Origin of the sequence: Methanobrevibacter sp. (assembly GCF_036307625.1) — an archaeon.
Classification (GTDB): domain Archaea; phylum Methanobacteriota; class Methanobacteria; order Methanobacteriales; family Methanobacteriaceae; genus Methanocatella.
Window position 1 is genome coordinate 26,416 of sequence record NZ_JAXJXF010000066.1, and the last position, 16,299, is coordinate 42,714.

The following is a 16,299-nucleotide window of genomic DNA, read 5'->3' on the forward strand; positions in this document are numbered from 1 at the left end:
AAAGTAATTACATTAATTTATCTAAAATAAGATAATTTTGTAGATTATTGGTAAAACAATTAGTTATACAGATATATCAAAAAATATCGGAAATAAAAAAAAAGAAAATAAACGGTTTATTTAAACATCTGAGTATAATAAACCGGTTGCTCTAGCAGTGAAGAATGAAATGTAAATACCTAAAATACCAATCAATATTCCTCCGATGACAGTATTCCATTTATTAATTAAACCTACAATAAAGAATAATACTAATGAAAGGACTGTAATTACGATAACGAACAATATGAGTTTTACAACACCTACTTTAGAAATATCTCCTATAGCTTCACCAATAGACAAAGCATCCACTAAATCTTCGGTTTTAGCCAGCCTACATTGACCCATAATCAATGCAAATGCAAATATAATAGCCACAATAATTGTAAGTATCAAAGACAACCAGTGCTGGAAGATTATTGCTAAAATCGCACTTAAAATTATTGGAATAATCATATAAACAATACTTACAACAAAATATTTGATACCATTGATAAATTGTCTTACGAAGTCAATTTCAGGAGCTCCACCACTCCTTTCAATACCGTACTTTATAATGTCTAATTCATAACCAGAAATAAAGAATCCTAAAAACAAAGCAACTATGATTCCAATAATTCCTGATCCAATAACTGCCAATATGTTATCGGTTGCAACACCAGCCATCATTCCTGCGAAAGTTCCGGCGACTGCAATTCCTAAAATAATTCCCAATATAAGATATATGGCAAATGCTTTAATATTTTGAAACGGATAAACTAAAGCATCACCCAATATTTCACCTAATTCCATCTTTGTTCACCTATAAACATTTAATATAATACTTAAAATTAAAGATAATCTAATTTATTACAACAAACAATATTTATATATTTTGAAAAACTTGAAAAATTATATAATAAACTTTAAAGAAAAATAAAATTAATTAAATTTGGAGAAAATTTAATGAGTAAAAATAGAGTTGAATGGATTGACTTTGTACGTGCAATTGCAATATTAACAGTTCTGTATATTCATGCAACGGACGGTATTTTCATAATATCTTCTGATGCTATAATGAATTATACAATTTATTCTAGAATATTTGATTTTGCATCACTTTTTATTGGACGTATAGGGGTTCCTTTCTTTTTAATGATTACAGGTTACTTATTATTGGATAGGGCATATGATGATGAGCGTGTCCGTAAGTTTTGGAGCAAAAACTGTAAAGGATTAATTATCGTTACAGTAATTTGGGCCATCATTTATGCAATTAGTCTACAGTTTATTACCGTTGGGAGTAGCCAGGTCAATGTTTCTGAAGCTGGAAATTTATTCTTTAGCCATATGTGGTATATGCCTATGATTATTGGAATGTATCTTTCAATGCCATTTGTATCAAGCGCATTAGAAAAATTTAGCCCAAAAACAATCTTCCAAGCAACAATCGTATTTACACTTTTAGCATTCTTACTGCCATTCATCACACTTGTATTGTCAATGCATGGCATCCAAAATGTCAATATCCAATATTGTCTTGGATTTAGTGGTGGAGTTTATGGTATCTACATAATCCTAGGGTATTTGGTCAAAAAAGGATTATTTAAAAAATATTCCTCTAAACTCATGGGACTGATTGTAATAGTGTCATTTTTAATATGTGTACTGTTCCAATACTATTCATTCATCAAAGGATATGAATTCTTCTTATGGTATGAATTCCCATTCATTTTAACTGGATCATTTGCACTATTTGAATTGTGTTCAAGAATGGGAAAAGTTAGAGCATTTCCATTAGTTAGCTTTTTATCAAAATACTCTTTTGCAGTATTTTTAGTGCACAACTTATTCAGATTGCCATTGCTCCCAATTGTTGTTGAACTACCATTTACAGAACCTGTTAAAGCAATCATCCTTTGGATTCTATTAATAATATTCAGTTATATTGCTGTAGTTATCATATATAGAATTCCAAAATTTGGAAAATTTATTTTGTATATGAGATAAACAAACATTATCTCCTTTTTATTTTTAATATTGAATGGATAATTCTGTCAATCACATCTAAAAATTATAAATTACTATAAAAAGCTAAAATAATAATTATTAATTCCACATTAACATTTTGTAATACATCACACAGTCATTTATATCAGAATAGACCCATATGAATTTATTCATTTAACTCATTCATCAAAAAATTTTTAAAATTATGGCATTTTCTAAATTTAACCCAAAAATAATAATATTTACTAAAAGAAATATAATCTCATCATTCATATTACTCCCCATTATACAAATTTTCGTAAAAATTTTTAAGGGAGTAATACATAAATTTAAATTAATAAAAAATTAAAATTTTTAAATTATTTTAGTCGTGATAAAATGAACATTAAAAAAAATTATAATGGAAAAGAATTAACTATCGAAGTTGGAGACCGTATTGATACTGTTACTGCACCAGATTTCGAAAATGAAATAATGGATGAAATGGGTAAATTTGATTCATTAATTATCGATTTTACTGATTTGGAATATATCTCAAGTGCAGGATTACGTGTTTTAATTGCAACACAAAAAAAATTAAAACCTGAAAACATTCCTATGGTCATTAAAAACGTTAATGACACCATCAATGAAATATTCAAAATGTCAGGTTTTGACAAAATCTTAAAGATAGAATGAACTCAATTTCATTAAAACCAGAATTAAAAGAGTTATATACTTTAAATGAGTTTATTTCAAATGAACTCGGAAAGGAAAATATTCAAGTCAATTTAATTGTTGAAGAGATATTTGTCAACATCGTTAATTACTCGCAAACTGATTTTATCAGAGTTAATGTAGAATTCAAAAATCCAGAATTAACCATCGAATTTATTGACAACGGAGTGGAATTTAATCCTCTCCTTAAAAAAACACCAGACCTTCCTGAAAATATCGAGGATGCTAAAATTGGAGGGCTAGGTATCTTTTTAACAAAAGAAATAGCAGACAATCTAAATTATCAATACCAAAATGGCGAAAATCATTTGAAAATTATTAAAAATGTGGAATAATGAATGATAAATTTAAAAAAATAGTGATTCCCTTCATTCTAATGATGATTCTTGATTTGGGAATATATTATTTGCATCACGGATCAAATTTCGGTGGAGGATTGAGCCCACATGTAGGATTATTAGTAATTTTGGGATTACTATTCGGACCATATGGTGCGTTCGGTGCAGTTGTTGCAAATTTACTGTGTGATTTAATAAGAGGTTATTATCCCATACTTTCAATATTATCAGCAATATTTAGTTTTGGAGTATCATATCTAGGATATAAACTTTGGTATGATTCATATAAAGGCAGACCTGAAGTTTCAAAGCCAAAATTAAATAACACTTCAAATGTAATATTATTTTTTGGAATAATACTAGTGTGTGGTGCTTTATATTCATTAATCCATGGGAAGTTGTTTTATTTATTATATCCCGATACTGTATCCATAACCACACTTATTGAATTAAGATACTTTTTAAACTTTATCAATTCATCAGCCATCTTTGGAATAGTCGGAATATGGCTTTCAACTAAAATTAATTTTGTCCACATCCCAGAAAAATCAGAAAAAGAATTCAATTTAAAATTATATAAAATATTGGGAATTTTATTGATTTTATCATTAGTAGTGACATTTATAATAGATTATAGCATCAAAATGAACAATTACCGTATTTTAATTGAACTAATTATTATTGGAATACTGTTATTCAGTTATTTAAGGAAACCAATTACTTCAGACATTTATACTGAAGACTATGATTCAATTCCAGAAGCTATAATGAATATCTTCCTCTTAACAACATTATTTATGGTAATTTTTGGAATCATACTGGCCAGTAACCACACATTAATTACTGCAATTGACAACCTCCTTCCAATAAGCAGGACTGAAGTTGTGCTTTCGATGATGTTATTTATGGACATTCTAATGCTTATCTTCCTCATTCCATCATTAACTGTTTTAAAATATATCGAAAGGAAAGTAATCGAACCTATTTTATCATTTGCAAAAATTCAAGATTTCATTCATGAAAATGAAAAAATAGAATCTGACGGATTAGTGAAAATTTATTCAAAATACATTAATGAAACAACTGAAATTGGAACACTTGCCCGCTCATATACTGACTTAATCAAATTCAATAACAATTATATAGAAAATATCCATAAAATTGAAGGTGAAAAAGAGCGTATTAAAGCAGAACTTGAAATTGCAACAAAAATTCAGGCATCAAATCTGCCAACTGAACCAATTACAACCAACAATTATCTTGTTGACGGTTATTCAAAACCCGCAAAAGAAGTTGGAGGAGACTTTTTCGATTATTATGAATTAGACAACGAAAATTTAGCAATAGTAATTGGTGATGCCTCAGGCAAAGGTGTTCCGGCGGCAATTCTCGCAATGACTACTCAGGTACTGGTAAAGCAATTGCTTAAAACAGAAAGAGACCCTTCAAAAGTTTTATATTTATTGAATAATTTACTATGCGAACATAATTCCGAAGCAATGTTTATTACACTATGGCTGGGAATTTATAATAAACGGACTAAAAAAGTTATTTTTTCAAATGCAGGACATGAACCGCCATTGGTTAAAGAAAACAATGAATTTATCTATCCGACTATAGATTCAGGAATTGTTTTAGGGATTATGGAAGATTATGAATATATAACCGAAGAAAAAGATTTATCACAAGAGATAGTGCTATATACCGATGGAATTACAGATGCAAACAATAATGAAAATGAGATGTACGGAAAAGATAACTTATCAAAATTCTTCAACAAGTTTAAAAATAATAATGAACCAATTGAACCATTATTAAATGAAATTAAACAATTTACCAAAGATACTGAACAATTTGATGACATGACATTATTATATTTAAAGATCCGCAATGATTAAGGTAGCCTGTGCAAAAGTCGATGATTTAAATTTGTTTAAAGCATACAAATTACTGCCCGAAACTAGAAAACAAAAAGTTAACTTATTCAGATTTGACAAGGATAAAAAACTTAGTGCCGGAGCATACCTACTTTTAGACAAATTATTAAAAGAAGAAAACATCACCCATCCCATTTTTAAAACTCAAGAATACGGCAAGTCATATATATCCAACTATGAAAATATTTACTTCAACTTAAGCCATTCAGATAAGTTAGTCGCTTGTGCAATATCTGATAAAGAAATAGGAGTAGATATTGAATACAATGACCCTGAAATTGATTTGAACATAGCTAAAAATTACTTTTATAACAGCGAATATGAAGGCATTATGAACTCGAAAAATCCATCTGATGAGTTTTTCAAATATTGGGTTTTAAAAGAAAGTTACATGAAATACACAGGCCTGGGTTTTAATTTAGACTTGGATAGTTTTGAAATAATCATCAAAGAAAATATTAAACTTAATAATGATAAAAATAACCTCAAATTCAGTTTATTTGATGTTTATGACTATAAACTAGCAATATGTTCAAAATATAATGTAAAGGAGTATGTAGAATACACTCCAAAAGAACTGTTATAATCTTTTAATCATTTTCAAGACTATGCATTCACTTTATATCTAAAGGCAAATCACCAATGACATTACCTTTTTTAGAAATACTGACAGTATCCTCAAGGCGAACTCCAAATTCCCCTTCCAGATATATTCCAGGTTCAACAGTTATCACCATACCATTTTCAATAATTGTTTCATCCTTAGGAGAAAATCCTGGAATTTCATGAATATCCAATCCTAAGCTGTGACCTGTTGAGTGAATAAACTTATCGCCATATCCATATTCGTCAATAATATCCCGTGCAACCTTATCAACTTCACAACATTTAATTCCCAATTTAATGGATTTTATAGCCTTGTCATGTGCTTCAGCCACAATATCCCAAATTTCATGTTGATGTTCAGTATAAACCATCGTACGGGTATTGTCAGAACAATACCCCTCAAAAATAGCTCCCCAATCAATTAATATCGGTTGTGACAATTTTTTAGCCCCAGGGATGGCATGAGGCAAACTTGATGAAGAGCCACTTGTGACAATGGTATCAAAGGATTCTTTATCAGCGCCATTTTCAATCATATACCGAACCAGATCAAAAGCCACTTCTTTTTCAGTATTTGGATTATTTAAAATGTCCAACTGTAAAAATGATTTTTGAGCAATTTCAGTTGCTTTGGTAATTTTTACAATCTCATCAGGAGTTTTTATCATTCTTTGTTTATCTATATATGTTTTAGAATCAATTTTAAAATCGTCCCTAAATCTAACATAAGTACTGAACGGCAACGTTGGTTCGATTGCTAAACTTCCAATCCCTTCTTCCTTTAGCTCTTTAATCATAACATCATATGATTCATATTCTTTTGTCTCAATTGAAGAATTGTTTTTAGCTAATTCCATATCCATTCCAGAAGCATAGATAATGGGATTGTCTTTAATTAAGCAAAATGCAAAACTGGTGGGCTTATATCCTGAAATATATTCAACATTAGTAAATCCAGTCAATAAATAAGCATCAAAATCGTCGCTTTTTAAATCTTTTAAAATGTTATCAATATGTAAGTCCATGATTAATATTAGAAAAAACTTTATATATAAAATTAGATATTTTAAAATTATGTTTAAAGTTACAGCTAGTGAAATTAGAGATTTGATTATTGCATTCTTTGTTATCTCACTAAGTTTTGGAATCGCAAATACTGGAAGAGACATGAATGCTTTAATGATGATTCTTCCGCCAATCATGGTAGGAGTAGGGCTTGGTTTTATCTTACACGAATTAGGACATAAATTCGTGTCAATGAAATATGGATACTGGGCAGAATTCAAATTATGGCCACAAGGATTAATACTTGCACTTGTCACTTCATTTTTCGGATTCGTATTTGCAGCTCCAGGGGCAGTATACACATATGCAAATTACATGAGTGATGAAATTAACGGTAAAATATCCATCGCAGGACCAATTGTAAACATTATTCTTGCAATAGCATTTTTAATTATTGCAACAATCGTGTATCGTTCTGCATTTACTTCAGAAACATCTCTTTTAATATTTGTAATATGTTCCCTCGGTTATTCAATTAACAGTTTTTTAGCTGCATTCAACTTATTACCAATTGGAAACCTTGACGGATCCAAAGTAATGAGATGGAACATTGGAATTTGGTTTGTTACAATAGCCATTGCTGGAATTATGACTGCATTATCCATGACAATGGGCGTTGAAAACATGGTTAGAATAATAATAGGATTTTAGAATATGAGCGAAGAAATTACATACTTTACAGGCACCCATAGGGTAATTGCTCCCAAACAAACTATTGAAAATAACGAAGAAAAACTTAAGATAGCGGGAATTACCCGTATTGCAGACATTACAGATTTGGATAGGATAGGCCTTCCAATTTATACTGCAATCAGACCCACTGCAGAAGACGGTGCAATCAGCATTTATGGTGGAAAAGGCATTACAAAAGACCATGCAAAAGCATCCGCCATGATGGAAGGGTTTGAGAGATATTCCGCTGAAAGACAAGAAACCGATGAAAGCATCATATGCAACTTAACTGAAATTGAAGAATACGGAGAATATATTGACCCTAAAACATTAAATTTACCTAATGAATTTGAAAAAAAAGACATTAGTGGTTTTAAACTTGAATGGAGCAAATGTAAAGACCTCATATCTAATAAAGAGTATTATATCCCAACCAATGCAATTTTTCACCCATACCTTCAAAAAGAAACTTCACAAAGCTTGTTCAAATCCAACACCAATGGACTAGCTTCAGGAAATATTCTAGAAGAAGCAATATTGCATGGAATGTTTGAAGTGATTGAAAGAGATGCATGGAGCATCTTTGAGCTTACACATAAAAACTATGCCCAAATTAATATAGACAGTATCGAAAGCGAAATTATCAAAGATATAATAGGTAAATTCGAAAACGAAGGAATAAAAATCAAATTGATGGATTTTACTGCAGACATCAAAATCCCAACAATAGCTGCTTCAGCAGATGACACAGTCACCAAAGATGCAGGGCTTTTAACATTAGGAATCGGAACCCATCTTGACCCAGAGGTTGCAATTCTAAGGGCACTCACAGAAGTAGCCCAAAGTAGAGCAACACAAATCAACGGTGCTCGTGAAGATACCGTCAGAGCAGATTTTGCTCGTGAAGCAGGTTACGAAAGAATGAAACGCATTAACAAATTCTACTTTAAAGATGAAGAGGAACAGATTAAATTATCAGACATTGAAAATAAAAGTACTTCCTCAATTACAGAAGACATTGAAATTGTTAAAAACGAATTAATAGCTAATGACATTAAACAAATATTATATTCCAATTTAACAAGACCTGAATTAGATGTCAGCGTAGTAAGAGTTGTTATTCCCGAAATGGAGCTTTATGCAATTGACAAAACAAGAGCAGGTTATAGATTTTTAAAAGTTTGATTAAAATGGTTAAGATTATTATTTATACAGGTTTATCACTCCCTTTTGATGAAGCAAAACAGATATTGGATAGTTTTGATGATGTAGAAGTAATATATAAAAGACCCATTAAAAGAGGAGATTTGAATATTGCTTTAAAAGAAAAACCAGATATTATTGGCATAATTGATGGAGTGTTTCACCAAAATTCTGCAGTAGGACACAAAGAGATTCTAGCTGCAATAAAATCTGGCATAAAGATGTTTGGATCATCAAGTATGGGGGCATTGAGAGCATCTGAACTTGATACATTGGGAATGGAAGGTATCGGATATTGTTATGAACAATATGCTACTGGAATAATTGATTCAGATGATGACGTTGCAGTAATGCTCGATAGCGAAACTTTAGACCCACTTTCAGTTCCACTGATAAATATGAGATACGTATTTTCAAATGCCGCAAATGAAAATATCATAACCGAAAATGAAAAAGAAGAGTTGCTCAGCATAGCTAAAAAAACATATTATCCAAAAAGAAATTATGCATCAATATTAAACGAATCCAGTTTAGACGATGGGAAAAAAGAAAATTTAATAAATTTTATACGTGAAAGCAAAGACATTAAAAAAGAAGATGCAAAATCTTTGTTAAGGCACATCAAATCAATAATATAAAAATTCCATTTTTTTCTAAAATAATATACTTGTCTTTAGACCGATTATTAAATTAATAAAACAACCTGATTTTAAATAAAAAATCAATTAATTAAAATGAAAAAGATATTCGAAACTATCTTTAAATTAATTATAGATTCAAAATAATCAAAAATAATTTCATTTAAAAAAATAAGAATAATTAAAAAAATAAAAGATTAATCCTTCATTTCTTTATATTTTTTTAAAACAATGTCTGGAGTCTCAATACTCTGATTGAAAGATACAGAAAACTCTTTAGGTTCAAAATCATCAGTAACTTTTCTAAGTCCCTGCAATGAAATAGTTTCACTATCAATTTTAAATCCAACACCGTCAGCATCGACACTAATTAGATTAATTTCCAGTTCAGAAGCTTCATCCAATACCTGATTAGCTTTAACATCATATTTTAGATTTAAAATCTTGTGAGGAATAATCTCATTAATCGTCCTTTTAATTACTGAATCAAACAACTCTAAAAATTTTTTAGCAGGTGGCAAGTTATTAGCCCACCAATAAGTGATTACTGAGTTAATGATAATCTCATGTTCAGCCAAATCGTCATAAAACCTTGCACGAACGCTAACACCACTATCATTAACTTTAACAATCAAAACCGGACTAACACCCATTATATCACAATTATTCTACTAATGCTTTAATCAAATCACTAGCTCTGACAAGACCAACCAAATCCCCTTCAACACCAATAACAGGAATTTGTTCAATATTTAATGATTTCATTTTTTTAGCACAATCAGTAACTTTAGTTTTGGAATTAGCTACTTCCACATTGCCAACAGCAACATCACCAACAACTTTATCTGTAAATTTCAAGTGGTTTTTCTCAATATATAATACAGAAGTACTATCCCATGACCATTTGTCACCTTCAGTACCAACTGTGGAACTGTGTTCACTTCTTTCAGAAATGATTTCGATTTCGGAAATGAAATCTGTTTCGGTTAAAATACCTGCTAATTTAGCATCATCATCAAGAGCCAATACAGATTTTAAACCAAATTGATTCATAGTTTCAAATGCAACATTCAATGGAGCATTGACCCAAGTAGTAGGAACAGTAGTGATCATATAATTTTCAACTGCATCATCAACATTGACTTTAGTTAATGCTTTTGATACCAAATCAAAAGAAGTGATAATACCGACTAGTTCTTCATCATCATTAATAACTGGAACTCTTCTAACGTTATTATCAATCATTATACGTGCTGCATCAGTTACATCATCATCAGGACTAACAGTGACTAAATTCCTACTCATTAGCATTGCAATTTGTTCTTCATCAGGATTATTAATTAAATCTGAACGAGTAATAACACCTACTAATTTATTAGTGTCTTCTTTTACTACTGGAAGTACTGCTTTATTTTCTTTTCTCATTAAGTCTAAAACTTTTTCTCTGTTTCCAGGTACAGAAACACTAACTACATTTTTAGACATGGTTCTTTTGACTAACATAAAAAACACCTATATTAAATAATATGAAACAATAAGGTAGGAAATTAATGCACTACAAGTACAGCACATTTAGCAGAATTTACAACCTTATCTGCTACACTACCCATAATAAATCTATCGAAGCCAGATTTACCTGAACTTCCCATAACAATTAAATCAACTTGCTCTTCAGCAGCTACATCTAAAATAACTCTTGCTGGAGAACCTTCTCGAATAACATGATTAATTTTTATATCTTCTTCATTTAATTTATCGAATTCATCGAGATTTTCTTGTGATCTTTCATTTAATATTTGATTTAACTGGTACACTTCATCATCTAATGGAAGTCCGTTAACAAAATTATTTTCAGTGACGCTTACAGCTATTATTTCAGCCCCACTAACTTTAGCTAAGAATAAAGCATGTTTTTGTGCTTTTTTAGCAAATTCTGACCCATCTGTAGGGACCAATATTTTTTTATACATCATTAACATCTCCCAATATAATATATGAATTCAATCATGATACTATATGCTAATTTTTTTATTTATGATATATAATATATTTTTCGATTCACACCTATTTATCATATTTAAGTAAGGATTAATTGAAAAAGAATTTGACACGATAAATTCCGCAGATTCACCCACAGAAATTGTTGATTTTTTAACAAGATTGTTGATTTTATTACAGCATACATTAGTTGTAGCCATTTGCAACAATTGTTTTGGATTTAAATAGTCTTTATAATAAACAGACATTAACTTTAAGCTGAATTCCAACTCCCGAAACATATTTGGAGAATTAAGCATCACATTATCCGTTCCAATTAAAGGTTTAATGCCCATATCCAGCATCTTATTTAGAGGAACAACACCAACATTCAAAGTCGCATTAGCTCTTGGACAAACGACAACATTCTGATTTGATTTTGAAACCAAATCCAAATCATTGAATTTTGGATTGGTTAAATGAACTAACTGATTAAAATCAGATTCGACACCACGGGCAATTTCGGTTTTATCAAATTTATCGAAAGACTCCAATTGATTAGATTCTGATTCCGCAACATGAATTGAAGATATTTTATCTTGTTTATTGCACTCATCAACAATAATTCTTGCAACATCATCCGTAACTTCACCAAAACCGCTTGGAGCAATACCGTCGGCAATTCTTAAAAGTTTGCGAACGGCTTTTTTAACTTTTTTCAAATCAGGATCAACACCATAAAAACTGTCATCCCTGCCCAAAATGATTGGTTTGATGGGAATTTCTGCAGAAGCCTTTTTTAAAAGCTTGACACCATCAATTCCCCCTTCACGATAATCTATGAAATGAGTAATACCATTTTGAACCATTTCCCACATCGTATCCATCATAGCAGACATTAACACTTCATCATCCACATTATCCAAAGCCTTATGTTTTACACCGTTGGGAGGTTTTACCATTTCACTTAATGATAATGAATAACCCTCATCTTTGATAATTGAATCACCAATGTGCATATGTGCATTGATAAATGAAGGGCATACAACCGCACCATCAACATCGATAATTTTACCTTCCCTAGAATCTTTTCCAATTTCCACTATTTTACCATCATCAACAACAATATTTTCTTTTTTTAAAGTCAAATCAAGGCCTTTTAATATGATTCCATTAGCTATAGTAAACATTAAAGGAAAATCTAATTTTTTTAATTAATAAATTTTATCATGCATTAAATTTATTAAATTGAAACAAATAATATTAAATTTAATAGACTAGTATGATAATTAGCATCTTTTAAATAGGAGATGATTTTATTAATTCTCAAGAAATACGCTATTTTTACAGAAATATTGTGAAAGCTGGAAATGTTTACCGAGTAAAGCACAATAACAAGGATTATGGAGAATTTAAAAAATTATCCGATGCATTATATGAAAGGGATGCACTATTTTTTTGTAATTTTGACTATGACGTACTTGTTGAATGTGACTTGGAAAACAAGTATGAACATATGGAACTGCCCCCATTTCCTGAAAAACGACCAAAAGGGCGAATTAAAGGAATGCATGTCAACAAAAAGGAAAGGGAAGGAGAAATCCTTTTTAATCATAAGCTCCGTAAATTCTACATACAAAGAGGAGATGAAATTGTAGGACATTATGATACAATGACTGAAGCATTCTATTACAAAAAATTACTAATGGACAATGATTGGGACATTAATGTGCTGAAAACAAATGTCACCGAAAAAATTGAAGTCAACATTAAAATTGATACAACTAAGGAATATAAAGTCAAATTAAATTACTGTCCTAAATGTAAAAGTAGATTGGACATCAATGCAACAGAATGTCCGTCCTGCGGTATTAACATTAAGGAATATTTATTCGAAAATTAAAAAAAAAGAGATGAAGAATTAATCTCCATCAGTGTATTTATTCAAAGATTTTACATTGATTTCACTATTTTGAACAGCCGGAATTGCATTTAAAACTGCTCTTGCTCCAGCCAATGTGGTAACATAAGGTATGCCAAGTTCAATAGCTAATCTTCTGATGATATAACCATCTTTTGCAGATTGTTTACCTTCGGAAGTGTTAATGATTAAATCAATTTCCTTGTTTAGAATTGCATCCCTAATATTCGGAGAACCTTCAGATACCTTTTTAACTTTTTCAACTTCCTTAAGGCCTGTTGCATCACCAGTACCTGCAGTTGCAACAATGTCAAATCCTAAATTAGCAGCTTTTTCTGCAATAGGTCTGATTTTTTTCTTGTCCTGTTCCTTAACAGTAATGAAAATTTTACCTTCCCTAGGCAATTCCATTCCCGCTGAAAGCTGTGATTTGTAAAATGCCATTCCATAGGTTTCATCAATACCAATACTTTCACCAGTAGATTTCATTTCAGGACCTAAAACAGTATCGGATTCCGGAAGTTTTAAGAATGGGAATACAGATTCCTTAACAGCCACATGGTCAATTTTAATTTCTTTGGTTAAATCAAAGTCTTTTAATTTAGCACCATTCATAATCCAAGTAGCTACCTTGGCAAGAGGCACACCAATAGCCTTACTTACAAACGGAACAGTCCTACTTGCACGAGGGTTGGCCTCAATGATATAAACCATTTCCTCATCAAGTTTTACAGCATATTGAATATTCATTAAACCTTTAACATCCAATTCCAATGCTAATTTGGTTGAATTTTCACGAATAGTATCTAAAATATGTGCCGGAATGGTTTGAGGAGGTATTACACATGCAGAGTCTCCGGAATGAACACCTGCTTCTTCAATGTGTTCCATGATACCTGCAATGAATACGTCTTCACCATCACATAAAATATCAACATCAAGTTCAATAGCATCTTCCAGGAATTTGTCTACCAAAATAGGATGTTCAGGTGAGACTTTAACAGCCTCTTTCATATATTCTTCTAGCTCTTTATTGTCATAAACAATTTCCATAGCCCTTCCACCAATAACATATGATGGACGAACAAGAACGGGGAAAGTGATTTCTTCAGCAATGGATTTAGCTTCTTCAAATGAATTAGCGGTTCCATAAGGTGCCTGATGAATATGTAACTTTTCTAAAAGTTCGGCGAATAATTCTCTATCTTCAACCCTGTCAATACTTTCATAAGGAGTTCCCCATATTTTAACACCTGCATTTGCCAATGGAACTGCCAAGTTAATAGAAGTTTGACCACCGAATTGAACAATGACACCATCAGGTTTTTCTTGTTCGATGACACCCATTACATCCTCAAAGGTGAGTGGTTCAAAGAACAGTTTATCAGAAATATCATAATCAGTACTTACGGTTTCAGGATTATTGTTGATTAAAATGGTTTCAATTCCATCATCTTTAAGTGCAAGAGAGGAATGTACACAACAATAATCAAACTCAATACCTTGACCTATCCTAATAGGACCTGCACCAAGAATAACAACCTTTTTCTTAGTAGTTGATGTTAATTCATTACCTGAATCATAACTACTGTAATAATAAGGAGTTTTAGCTTCAAATTCAGCAGCACAAGTATCTACCATCTTATATGATTGTTTGATGTTGTATCTTGAAAGCAAGTTTCTAATATATTCTTCAGTTTGTCCTGACAAATCAGCCAATCTTTTATTTGAACAACCCATCTGTTTTGCTTTTCTTAAATAATCTTCATCATCCAATTTATCTGCAGAAACCTCATTTTCAAAGTTTACAATGTTTCTGATTTTGTATAAGAAGAAATTATCGATATTTGTAAGTTCCCTTATCTTATCAATATCCATGCCATCTTTAATTGCAGAATAAATTTGGAAATAAATTAAATCTGTAGGTTTTGATAAATCCTCTTCAGTATATTCAACATATTCAAAACCATCAAAACCCATATCAAGTGATCTTAAAGCTTTTTGGAATGCTTCTTCAAAAGTTCTTCCAATAGCCATTACCTCACCGGTAGCTTTCATCTGAACTCCAACTTCACGTCCAACACCTTTGAATTTGTCAAATGGCCATCTTGGAATTTTAACAACGATATAATCAATAGCGGGTTCGAAAGAAGCAGGAGTTTCTTTGGTAATGTCATTTTTTATTTCATCCAAAGTCATTCCCAAAGCCACTTTTGATGAAATTTTTGCAATAGGATAACCGGTTGCTTTGGATGCTAGTGCACTACTTCTAGATACACGTGGATTTACCTCAATAACTTTATATTCATCATTTTCAGGATTGAGTGCAAATTGAATATTACATCCTCCACGAATACCCAATGCTCTGATAATCTTGATTGAAGCATCACGCATTTTCTGAATAGTTTCATCACATAGGTTTTGAATTGGAGCTACAACAACACTGTCCCCTGTATGAATTCCCATAGGGTCTATGTTTTCCATAGTACATACAATGATACAAGTGTCTTCTTTATCCCTCATTACTTCAAATTCTATTTCTTTCCAACCTAAAACAGATTCATCAATGAGAACCTGATTGATGAAACTCATATCCAATCCGTGAGTAGCAATTTCAATTAACTCTTCTTCATTGTGAGCTATTCCACCACCAGTTCCACCTAATGTAAAAGCTGGCCTTACGATGACCGGATAACCAATTTCCTTAACTGCATCTAGTGCTTCATCAACGCTTTCAACAGCTTGACACTTTGGAATTTCCTCTCCGATTTCTTCCATCAAATTAGCGAATAAATCACGGTCTTCCACATCTTTAATTGTTTGAACATCAGAACCTAATACTTTAATTCCATCCAATAATCCTAAATCTCCAAGGCCTGTTGCAATATTTAATCCGGTTTGTCCACCCATAGTTGGTAAAATAGCATCAATATCTTCTTCTTCAATAATTTTTGCAACGACTTCTGGAGTTAATGGTTCTGTGTAAACAGTGTCTGCCATACCTAAATCAGTTTGAATTGTAGCAGGATTACTGTTAACAAGTACTGTTTCAATACCTTCTTCTCTTAGTGATTTACATGCTTGTGATCCTGAATAATCGAACTCTGCAGCTTGTCCGATTTGAATAGGTCCAGAACCAATAATTAATACTTTTTTAATATCCTTATCTACTGGCATTTATAATCCCCATTTCATAG

The 16,299-nt window shown here is 31.2% G+C and carries 16 protein-coding genes; 9 read left to right on the forward strand and 7 right to left on the reverse strand.

Annotated elements, in window-relative coordinates; translation table 11 throughout:
• Positions 1-120: 120 nt before the first annotated feature.
• Positions 121-831: a DUF4013 domain-containing protein gene (locus tag UIB65_RS04010; protein WP_330039832.1), complete on the reverse strand. Its 711-nt coding sequence runs from the start codon at positions 829-831 to the stop codon at positions 121-123.
• A 153-nt stretch (positions 832-984) separates the two neighbouring features.
• Between UIB65_RS04010 and UIB65_RS04015 the strand changes: the two genes are divergently transcribed.
• The 5 genes from UIB65_RS04015 (at position 985) to UIB65_RS04035 (ending at position 5,606) form a co-directional block, all read left to right on the forward strand.
• A complete protein-coding gene (locus tag UIB65_RS04015) occupies positions 985-2,028 on the forward strand; it encodes an acyltransferase (protein WP_330039833.1) in 1,044 nt (347 codons plus the stop codon).
• A 378-nt stretch (positions 2,029-2,406) separates the two neighbouring features.
• Positions 2,407-2,706 carry an STAS domain-containing protein gene (locus UIB65_RS04020; RefSeq protein ID WP_330039834.1) on the forward strand — a complete coding sequence of 100 codons (300 nt, stop codon included), beginning with the start codon at positions 2,407-2,409 and terminating at the stop codon, positions 2,704-2,706.
• Positions 2,703-3,080 (forward strand): ATP-binding protein, encoded by a 378-nt coding sequence (locus UIB65_RS04025; RefSeq protein ID WP_330039835.1) that lies wholly within the window; start codon positions 2,703-2,705, stop codon positions 3,078-3,080. The genes UIB65_RS04020 and UIB65_RS04025 overlap by 4 nt, the downstream gene beginning before the upstream one ends.
• Positions 3,080-4,981, forward strand: coding sequence for a PP2C family protein-serine/threonine phosphatase (locus UIB65_RS04030; RefSeq protein ID WP_330039836.1), 1,902 nt, complete (start codon positions 3,080-3,082; stop codon positions 4,979-4,981). Before UIB65_RS04025 ends, UIB65_RS04030 begins: the two co-directional genes overlap by 1 nt.
• Positions 4,974-5,606, forward strand: a complete 633-nt coding sequence (locus UIB65_RS04035; protein ID WP_330039837.1) for a 4'-phosphopantetheinyl transferase superfamily protein — start codon at positions 4,974-4,976, stop codon at positions 5,604-5,606. The genes UIB65_RS04030 and UIB65_RS04035 overlap by 8 nt, the downstream gene beginning before the upstream one ends.
• Positions 5,607-5,634: 28 nt before the next feature.
• Here the strand turns inward: UIB65_RS04035 and UIB65_RS04040 are convergent, their stop codons facing one another.
• Positions 5,635-6,660, reverse strand: coding sequence for an aminopeptidase P family protein (locus UIB65_RS04040; RefSeq protein ID WP_330039892.1), 1,026 nt, complete (start codon positions 6,658-6,660; stop codon positions 5,635-5,637).
• 40 nt (positions 6,661-6,700) lie between these two features.
• On the opposite strand from UIB65_RS04040, the gene UIB65_RS04045 reads away from it, so the two are divergent.
• From UIB65_RS04045 to UIB65_RS04055, 3 genes are read left to right on the forward strand one after another with little or no spacing between them, the layout of a single operon-like run.
• Positions 6,701-7,342 carry a site-2 protease family protein gene (locus UIB65_RS04045; protein WP_330039838.1) on the forward strand — a complete coding sequence of 214 codons (642 nt, stop codon included), beginning with the start codon at positions 6,701-6,703 and terminating at the stop codon, positions 7,340-7,342.
• Positions 7,343-7,345: 3 nt separating this feature from the next.
• Positions 7,346-8,548 carry a YcaO-related McrA-glycine thioamidation protein gene (locus tag UIB65_RS04050; RefSeq protein WP_330039839.1) on the forward strand — a complete coding sequence of 401 codons (1,203 nt, stop codon included), beginning with the start codon at positions 7,346-7,348 and terminating at the stop codon, positions 8,546-8,548.
• Between the two features lie 5 nt (positions 8,549-8,553).
• Entirely contained in the window at positions 8,554-9,204 is a 651-nt protein-coding gene (locus UIB65_RS04055) for a TfuA-related McrA-glycine thioamidation protein (RefSeq protein WP_330039840.1), read from the forward strand.
• 197 nt (positions 9,205-9,401) lie between these two features.
• On the opposite strand, the gene UIB65_RS04060 is transcribed toward UIB65_RS04055, so the two are convergent.
• From UIB65_RS04060 to UIB65_RS04075, 4 genes are read right to left on the reverse strand one after another with little or no spacing between them, the layout of a single operon-like run.
• Complete coding sequence (locus UIB65_RS04060; RefSeq protein ID WP_330039841.1) at positions 9,402-9,857, reverse strand: hypothetical protein; 456 nt, start codon at positions 9,855-9,857, stop codon at positions 9,402-9,404.
• Between the two features lie 10 nt (positions 9,858-9,867).
• Entirely contained in the window at positions 9,868-10,707 is an 840-nt protein-coding gene (locus UIB65_RS04065) for a CBS domain-containing protein (RefSeq protein WP_330039842.1), read from the reverse strand.
• A gap of 44 nt (positions 10,708-10,751) precedes the next feature.
• Positions 10,752-11,174: a universal stress protein gene (locus UIB65_RS04070; RefSeq protein WP_330039893.1), complete on the reverse strand. Its 423-nt coding sequence runs from the start codon at positions 11,172-11,174 to the stop codon at positions 10,752-10,754.
• A 42-nt stretch (positions 11,175-11,216) separates the two neighbouring features.
• Positions 11,217-12,371, reverse strand: coding sequence for an amidohydrolase family protein (locus UIB65_RS04075; protein WP_330039843.1), 1,155 nt, complete (start codon positions 12,369-12,371; stop codon positions 11,217-11,219).
• A 167-nt stretch (positions 12,372-12,538) separates the two neighbouring features.
• Between UIB65_RS04075 and UIB65_RS04080 the strand changes: the two genes are divergently transcribed.
• The gene (locus UIB65_RS04080) at positions 12,539-13,084 is read left to right on the forward strand and encodes a zinc ribbon domain-containing protein (RefSeq protein ID WP_330039844.1); all 546 of its coding nucleotides are present in this window, start codon (positions 12,539-12,541) and stop codon (positions 13,082-13,084) included.
• 18 nt (positions 13,085-13,102) lie between these two features.
• On the opposite strand, the gene carB is transcribed toward UIB65_RS04080, so the two are convergent.
• On the reverse strand, positions 13,103-16,279 hold the full coding sequence (gene carB, locus UIB65_RS04085; RefSeq protein WP_330039845.1) for a carbamoyl-phosphate synthase large subunit: 3,177 nt from the start codon (positions 16,277-16,279) through the stop codon (positions 13,103-13,105).
• Between the last annotated feature and the right edge of the window lie 20 nt (positions 16,280-16,299).